The organism is Collimonas sp. (genome assembly GCF_044339385.1).
GTDB lineage: Bacteria > Pseudomonadota > Gammaproteobacteria > Burkholderiales > Burkholderiaceae_D > Collimonas.
Map to the genome: position 1 here is coordinate 1 of NZ_JBIIVN010000135.1, position 7,258 is coordinate 7,258.

7 protein-coding genes and 1 pseudogene are annotated in these 7,258 nt (G+C 55.8%); 2 read left to right on the forward strand and 6 right to left on the reverse strand.

The genetic code is table 11. The annotated features are described in order from the left end of the window. Positions 1 to 138 precede the first annotated feature (138 nt). Positions 139 to 663, forward strand: coding sequence for a GGDEF domain-containing protein (locus tag ACIQ0R_RS09910; protein WP_395826710.1), 525 nt, complete (start codon positions 139 to 141; stop codon positions 661 to 663). A gap of 20 nt (positions 664 to 683) precedes the next feature. Here the strand turns inward: ACIQ0R_RS09910 and ACIQ0R_RS09915 are convergent, their stop codons facing one another. Then, positions 684 to 878 (reverse strand): hypothetical protein, encoded by a 195-nt coding sequence (locus ACIQ0R_RS09915; RefSeq protein WP_395826699.1) that lies wholly within the window; start codon positions 876 to 878, stop codon positions 684 to 686. Between the two features lie 461 nt (positions 879 to 1,339). Next, positions 1,340 to 2,392 (reverse strand): collagen-like triple helix repeat-containing protein, encoded by a 1,053-nt coding sequence (locus ACIQ0R_RS09920; RefSeq protein WP_395826701.1) that lies wholly within the window; start codon positions 2,390 to 2,392, stop codon positions 1,340 to 1,342. A gap of 608 nt (positions 2,393 to 3,000) precedes the next feature. Here ACIQ0R_RS09920 and ACIQ0R_RS09925 point away from each other — a divergent pair. After that, positions 3,001 to 3,681: a peptidoglycan DD-metalloendopeptidase family protein gene (locus ACIQ0R_RS09925; protein WP_395826703.1), complete on the forward strand. Its 681-nt coding sequence runs from the start codon at positions 3,001 to 3,003 to the stop codon at positions 3,679 to 3,681. Positions 3,682 to 3,752: 71 nt separating this feature from the next. Here the strand turns inward: ACIQ0R_RS09925 and ACIQ0R_RS09930 are convergent, their stop codons facing one another. From ACIQ0R_RS09930 to ACIQ0R_RS09945, 4 genes and pseudogenes are all read right to left on the reverse strand, one after another. Next, on the reverse strand, positions 3,753 to 4,985 hold the full coding sequence (locus tag ACIQ0R_RS09930) for a DUF3443 domain-containing protein (RefSeq protein ID WP_395826705.1): 1,233 nt from the start codon (positions 4,983 to 4,985) through the stop codon (positions 3,753 to 3,755). 12 nt (positions 4,986 to 4,997) lie between these two features. Then, on the reverse strand, positions 4,998 to 5,459 hold the full coding sequence (locus ACIQ0R_RS09935) for a DUF2844 domain-containing protein (protein ID WP_395826708.1): 462 nt from the start codon (positions 5,457 to 5,459) through the stop codon (positions 4,998 to 5,000). Between the two features lie 129 nt (positions 5,460 to 5,588). Beyond that, positions 5,589 to 6,914, reverse strand: a pseudogene (locus ACIQ0R_RS09940) (TAXI family TRAP transporter solute-binding subunit). A gap of 6 nt (positions 6,915 to 6,920) precedes the next feature. Beyond that, a complete protein-coding gene (locus ACIQ0R_RS09945; RefSeq protein WP_395826712.1) occupies positions 6,921 to 7,133 on the reverse strand; it encodes a DUF3820 family protein in 213 nt (70 codons plus the stop codon). Between the last annotated feature and the right edge of the window lie 125 nt (positions 7,134 to 7,258).

Below are 7,258 nucleotides of genomic sequence, written 5' to 3' on the forward strand. Positions count from 1 at the left end.
AAAGGAGTGCTTCAACACCAACTGTTTGATAGACTTATCCACAGCTGCTAACTCAAAACGCAGCGACCAGCCCTGGGTCACATTTCGATCAGCAGGCTGGGTCAAGATTCAATCAGCGCCAACACGCTGAACCAGCATCTGGAACAATTAGCGCTGCAAGACAGCCTGACCGGCCTCGCCAACCGGCGTCAGTTCGACAACGCACCGCGTGACGAATTCAGCCGTGCCATGCGCACCGAAAATCCGCTGGCATTGGTCATGATCGATGTCGATTGCTTCAAACAATACAACGATATCTACGGCCACCCGGCCGGCGATGAGTGCCTGCGACGAATCAGCGAAGTCATCAAAGCCAGTAAAAACCGCCCCGGCGACCTGGCCACACGATACGGCGGAGAGGAACTGGCAGTCCTGCTGCCTGACACCAATCTGGCCGGTGCGATAGCGGTGGCCGAAAAAATCCGAGTGGCGATTTACAACCTGCACATCGAGTACCCTCAAGGCCCAGCAGGCGTAGTAACGATCAGCGCCGGCGTCGATGCTTTTGTCCCGGTCAGGGATGGCAATATCCCATTCGAGCTGGTGCAGGCCGCCGACAAAGCCTTGTACGCGGCAAAATCATCCGGTCGCAATCGGGTCTGCTCCAATGCCAATTTGCATTGAGGTATCGGGCTGGATCACGCTTACCCCCGAGCGCGCCGTCCCCGCTCGTAGACCAAGGCAGCAACCGCGATCAAGCGGTACAACTCCTGCTCGCTGAGTTTGTACGCCAGCGCAGCAATCTCGCGCGCCAGCATTCCAATCAGCAAGTCGTTCCCCGGCACCTGCGCCTGCGGGCTTGCGCGCGCAATCAAATCAACTATTTGCTCTGCTCTCATGATTCCGCCCGAGAAAAATTAAATGCAAGATCTCCGCCAGCGCCTTTAAGTAACACCAAAATACGACGCTTGGCCAGATGTTTAGCCAAAAACCCTCGGCTTATCGCCATTTTTTAAAACAGGCCTTGAAGCAGGCTGCGCTGCGACACCAAAGCGGGATGAGCCATAGCCGCTCTCCATCGGCGACAATCGGGGTGCCAAGACTGCCGCCGACCAAAGCGTCGCATGCGCGCATGTTTTATCCACTAAAGGTTAAATTTGCACCGGTTACTTCTTAGCGCCTCCCAATAGACCGCCAAGCACATTGCCACTCGCCCCAACTCCAACCTCTCCCCCCCTTACCGCCAGTCAAGCCACCCACCAAGCCGGTAACCGGCGCTAATGGGTTGGCACCTGAGCCCGCGGCACCAGCGACTGCACCAGTGACACCACTCAACAAACCGGTGACCGGCGCTAATGGGTTACCGCCTGAACCGACGTTGCCACCGAGCGCACCAGTCACACCACTGAACACTGCACCGAGCGGAGCGGCCTGCAACACTCCCCCCATCGCTGCCCAGCAAAGGCTGGCCGGTACCGACGACTGGGTTGGTACCGAGACCGGCGACACTCGCGCCGACAGCACTGGCCACAGAACCCAAACTGCCAACCACAGGTACGTTAGCGCCAGTTGACGCATTGCCTAAAGTGTTAATGCCCGCGCCGGCAGCCGTCAACAAACTGTTCACTGGCTGGTTCAAACCGGTCGTGTTGCCTACAGTTTGGGTCAGTGTATTGACGGTGCTAATCAACGGCACAATGGCTTGACCGACGGTTTGCGTAATCTGTTGCACCGGGCCACTCGACAGCACACTGTTTACCGGGGCTGCTAGCGTCGAAGCTGTGGCACTCACTTGCGTTACCAGGCCGCCCACCGGAACGGTCACTGGCGCCAATGGTGCCAGCGGACCGCTACCGACTGCGCCCACCACTTGTCCGATGCTTGTTGCCGTATTGATTGCTTGCGTGACCACCCCGCCGACGCCAGCGACCGAGCTGCTAACCGCATTTGGATTGCTGCCGATCTGGCCCAGGCCGTTGGTCACCGTGGCACCTAAGCCATTGACAATTCCACTGGCGTTATCGACCACACCGGACAGGCCACTTTTGATTTGTGGCGATGGCAGGGGCAAGCTACTGACGATCGTATTACCTGCTGCTGCAACTGCGGTCCCTGCCGCAGATACTGTATTGCCGAGGTTAGACAACGCATTGGCAGAGGCGCCTGTGCCACCGCCCGTGCCGCCACCTGTGCCGCCACCTGTGCCGCCGCCGTTGGTACCGCTACCTGCGCCAACACCAGAACCACCGCTATCCGATCCGCTACCAGTGCCTGCACCTCCGGCACCCTGCGCGCTGCCGGATGATGATCCAAGGGATGTACCCAAACTTCCGCCGCCACTGGCGCAACCGGCCAGCAAGGCCGTCAACAATATGGATGCGGCAACGACGCCACTTTTACGCGATGTTTTCATGATGTATTTTCTCTAGGTCAAAGTAAGAACCACACGGTCCGTGAAGTACTATTTTGCAAAGAGCATGCCAGTCGTAAAACAGGGCGTTCACTGGATCAGAAACATCTGGCGCTGGGCTCAAAAACAATAAAAACCCTTATTAATCAATGGCCAATAGTTTCTCGCGAGACCCTCTAGAGGGTGGAGCGTCACCACCGAGGGAGCGATTGTCACGTTACATGTAACGTAACGCCAGGTATATCGGGACATCATTAGTCGCCACAAACCCATCGAAAACAATAGGAAAAATGCTGTCCAAACGCTTTCGTGGCAATCGTCGATTGGTCCTGATATCCGCAAAAAATCCGCATTTACCCTAACGGCAGAATTGCGATATGCTCGTGCTTTTAAAAACAACAACATAATCAACTTGCTTAATTCTCTACAGCATAAGCAGCTGACAGCCGTTAACACGGATGGATGAAGCGCCATCGCGAACAGATCGTCTACAGCGCTCATCAAAGATGAAAAAAAGAGATCGATTTATAAGAGGAATGTCATTGTCGGTACCGAATCCCCGAGGGCCATGCCCGCAAAAATATAAACGAATCAGCTGTGCCAACTGTCTGTTGTCGCTCTTCCTGCTCACCACAATAGCGGGATGCAGCACTCCGCGCGGCCCTGGCAGCGGCACCTCGGTGGCTGCAAATGGCCCGGGCTATTACACGGTGCAAAAGGGTGACACCCTCTCCAGCATTGCCCGTCAATTCCAGCACAGCAATAGTCAGATCATCAGCTGGAACAAACTGGCCGATCCGAATGACATCAAGGTAGATCAGGTATTACGGGTCGCGCCGCAAAGTGGCTCCAACAGCGCTGCGAGCAAGATGAGAGGCGACACACGCCCCGCCCGCACCAACAGCGCGCCGGTGGCCAATGAGAAAGATGCAATAGACTGGGCCTGGCCCGCAAGTGGCAAAGTCAATAATGGAACGGGTCAGGGCAAAAAGGGAATCGATATTCTTGGCCAGCTTGGGCAACCTGTGCTGGCGGCAGCCAGTGGCAAGGTAATGTATGCAGGCAGCGGCATACGCGGCTACGGCAATCTGCTCATCGTCAAGCACAACAGCAACTTATTGTCGGTCTACGCGCATAACAAGAGCATCATCGCGAAAGAGGGACAAACAGTGCGCAAGGGCCAACAAATCGCCGAAATGGGCAAATCCGATAGCAATGCCGTCAAGCTGTATTTCGAAATACGCCGTCAGGGCAAGCCCGTCGATCCGACGGCCTATCTACCACGCCGCTAAACGTACAAAAGAAAATGCCCGGAAGCGCCTGATCACAGTTCCGGGCATTACTGACATCATGCTTCCTGCAATCAATAGGCTACGTAAGGTCCTGCCGTTCCAGCCGCCATTGTGCCTTCAATCGCGGTATATACCGAGCGCCCAAAGAAGAACGGTAAGCCCCAATCGAAGTAAGACGTGAAGGCCGCCCCCCCGGCCAGATTATTGAATGCCGTATTATTTGAGCTGGCCTGGAACAAACCATCAGCATTGGCCACGTTGAAACTCACAGTGCCGCTGCGTCCGTTCATGCCGGTATTGACTGCCGTTCTGCTCAGAGTCGAAATCAGGCAGTAAAATCCTTGGCTGACACTACAATTCGGGATGGTACTGTCGGCGAAAAACAAGCCGTTCGAGCCACTATCAAAAAATGCTTGCATCACCGTGCCTTGATAGAGCGCACTCAAGTTGCCCGAACTATTGAGCGTGTAGATGCTGGCGCTGCCAAGCGCATTGTTGGTTTGCGTGCCGATGCCGAAAATCAGTGAACCGGTTACCCCGGCGGCGCCGCTGCTGCCTATGGCGGGCAATTGAATGATTGTGCCGTTGTTATCCTGAGCGAAGGCTGCGACCGGGTTGCCAACCTGCTTGGCCATGCTCAAAGCTGCCGCAACACAATTGCCGCCAGGACAGGTGTAATACCAACCATCCAGAGCTTGCGTTGCACAGGAGCTGCCACAATCCTGCGCAAAAGTGCTGATCCCAATGACGCTATTAGCGCGGAATGAGGCCACCGTATTTTCCGGAACCAGGCCACCCGAACAACCGCTCGGAACGTTAGGGAACGCATTGTCGCCAATGATGTGAACCGATATACCGCTGGCAACTTCACCGGCGACGCGCAAATCTGCCCGCTTGACCGAGCCCCAGCTATAGCCATCGGCAAAGCGTGCGCATTCTGCGATGGCATTACCGCTGGCATCGGTGAGCGCTGGCAAGGCAAGCGTTCCCGACAACACCGAAGAAATGATGCGCAAGCCGCTAGAACCTGTATCCACCAGGACGTAGTCGATGGTTTGGCATTGTGTAGTGCTGCCCGGCTGACAGACAGTCACTGAAACATACGGGGTATTGACTGCCCCGACCGACTGACCAGAAGAGGTGTTGGGGCCGCTATCGATGACGATAGGCACCGCATTTTGCAGGCTTGGCACCACCGGTGGCGTGGTAGTCGGCGTTGTAGTGCTGCTGGAGCCGCCACCTCCTCCGCACGCAGCCAAAAACAAGCTGCCAATCAGACAAACAAGATACATCAAAGGGCGCATAGTAATCTCCGGTCAGCGAATATCGTCAGGTGTCACGCATTGCGGCATCAAGGCCGGCACGTAGGCACTGCCGGCAAATGAACGCATATGGCCGCCAGAACGCAACACCAGTTGATCGGACTGAACCGCTATCGCTCGCCGTCCGGCGTGCGGCTTACTGGCAGCAGCAACAAATTGCTCTGAGTAGCTGCCCAGCAATTGCTGCAGATTCGGCATACTTGGGCCTTGCCAGCTCACGGCAAAGACAATGCTATCGGTAGATATGTACTCTTTGACCGTCGTCCCAGAAGGCTCCAAGGTTTCGCTGACAGAGTAGCCGCTGTAATTAGTGATGCGAGCCGTGGCCTTGGCCCGCACGCTATCCGCGTTGACTGCGCCGACTTGCGCGGGGCCGGGAGCGCCGCCTAACGCGGCAAACGCTGGCAGCGAGTACGCTAGCAACACGGCGCACAAGCAAGAAACAGGAAATCTCATGATTTACCTCTGTTAAATTGAAAATGACCTTGTGAAATCATAACCGATGCCACAGAACAATAAATAACAATCATGCGTTAAAAATTTCAAACTGTGGCCACTGCGGCGACCTGTTACGATCAGAACAACTCAACTGCGCTTGACAAGACGTGAGCGCACAAAACCTATGTGCTCACGCAGTACATAAAACTGGTCGGCAAAAGCCAGCGGCATTTTCATTCGGTTGACGGCTTCTTCGATCTGGTCTAGCCGCTTGAGCAGATCCGCCTGCTCCTCTGGCGTGTAGGTTACAGCAGCGCGTTCCAGCGCAATCAGGCTGCCGTACCAGCGATAGATGCGCGACTTGATACGCCAGCCATACAGCAGAGGTACCAGCTTGAAGGCGGGTATCAGCAGCAGGATAATTGGCAATACCACCACTAGCGTACGATCGACCAGACTGGCCAGCCAGAAAGGCAGATTACGATAAAAGAAACCTTTCCCAGACTTGTAATAGCGCACGGCGTCGTCGCTTATCCGGAATTCATGAACCAGCGGTGCTGGAAATTCACCCGCGCGCTGCAGCACGTTGGCGCCGCCATTGACCTCCTTGGCGGCATCGATCAGCAAATCCGACGGGGCTGGATGCAGATCCTCGCGCGCCACCAATTCGGCCGTTGGGGCGATCAAGCGCATGTCGCGATCTGGAATGTTCTTGCCAAAATCAAACACCCCCTCGGAATCCGTAGTTCATTCAGATAGCTAAAACGCCGCGCATAGGCGCTGGCCTGAGCAAAATCGAGCAGCCGGATACCTGGCGTGCGCAACAGCTTGCCCATGGTCGGCGGCGCGGCCGAATCGCCCATGAGGAAAGCGGCATCAATCTTACCCTCAGTGAGCGCTTGAGCCGCCTCGTCGCCGCCCATGTCGAGCAAATGGGTCTTACCACCCGGCTCGATACCATTTGCCTTCAACAAGGTCAGTGCCAGCACCCGCGAGCCACTGCCCGGCAAGCCGATGGCGACCCTTTTGCCTTCCAGTTCGGACAAACGATCGATTACTTTTCGGCCATGATAAAAAACCGACACAGGCACGTAGGCCACGCTGCCCAGCGACATTAATTGGTCGATCGGCATGTCGCCGGCCACCCCGCCCTGCACAAAGGCGACATCGACAGCCGCTTTAGGATCGCTCAATCGATGTCACAATATTGAGCCTGATGCCGTTGCGAGCCATGATCTCGCGGTATTTTTCGGCGGTGCTCCAGAAGCTGCTATGTTCCGGCCCAGTGGCGATGGTGATGATTTTCGGCGGCGCCGGATGAATAAACCAGATCGCCAGCCAGAGCGCGACAATCGCCAGCAGTGCGATCGGGCCGGAGCTGATGGCCAGATCGCGCCATGAAATTGCCACGAAGCGGGTCTTGATATTGATCGCAGACTGCCTCAGTTCAGCGGTAGTAAGTGGAGAGGCCATGAGAGCTCATTTCTTGCGCAAAGGTGCCAACAAATGCGTCAATGCATTGTGGTCGAGTTCATACATCAGGGCAATCAGGCCGCCCAACTCGCCGGCCGGGAAACCCTCACGCGCAAACCATGCCAGATAATCACCGGGCAGATCGGCCAGCAGCCTTCCTTTGTACTTCCCAAAAGGCATCTGGCGCGTGACCAGCAGTTGTAAGTGTTCTGGATTCATCGATTGAGCTTCCCTCGATTTTTCGTCTTCCAACAGGTGGCTTTTATGCCGCCTGTTTTTCCTGATGTTGCTCAGTGAGCCAGTCATCTAAATACTGGCAGGGTGAACGATAGCCAAGCGTCGAA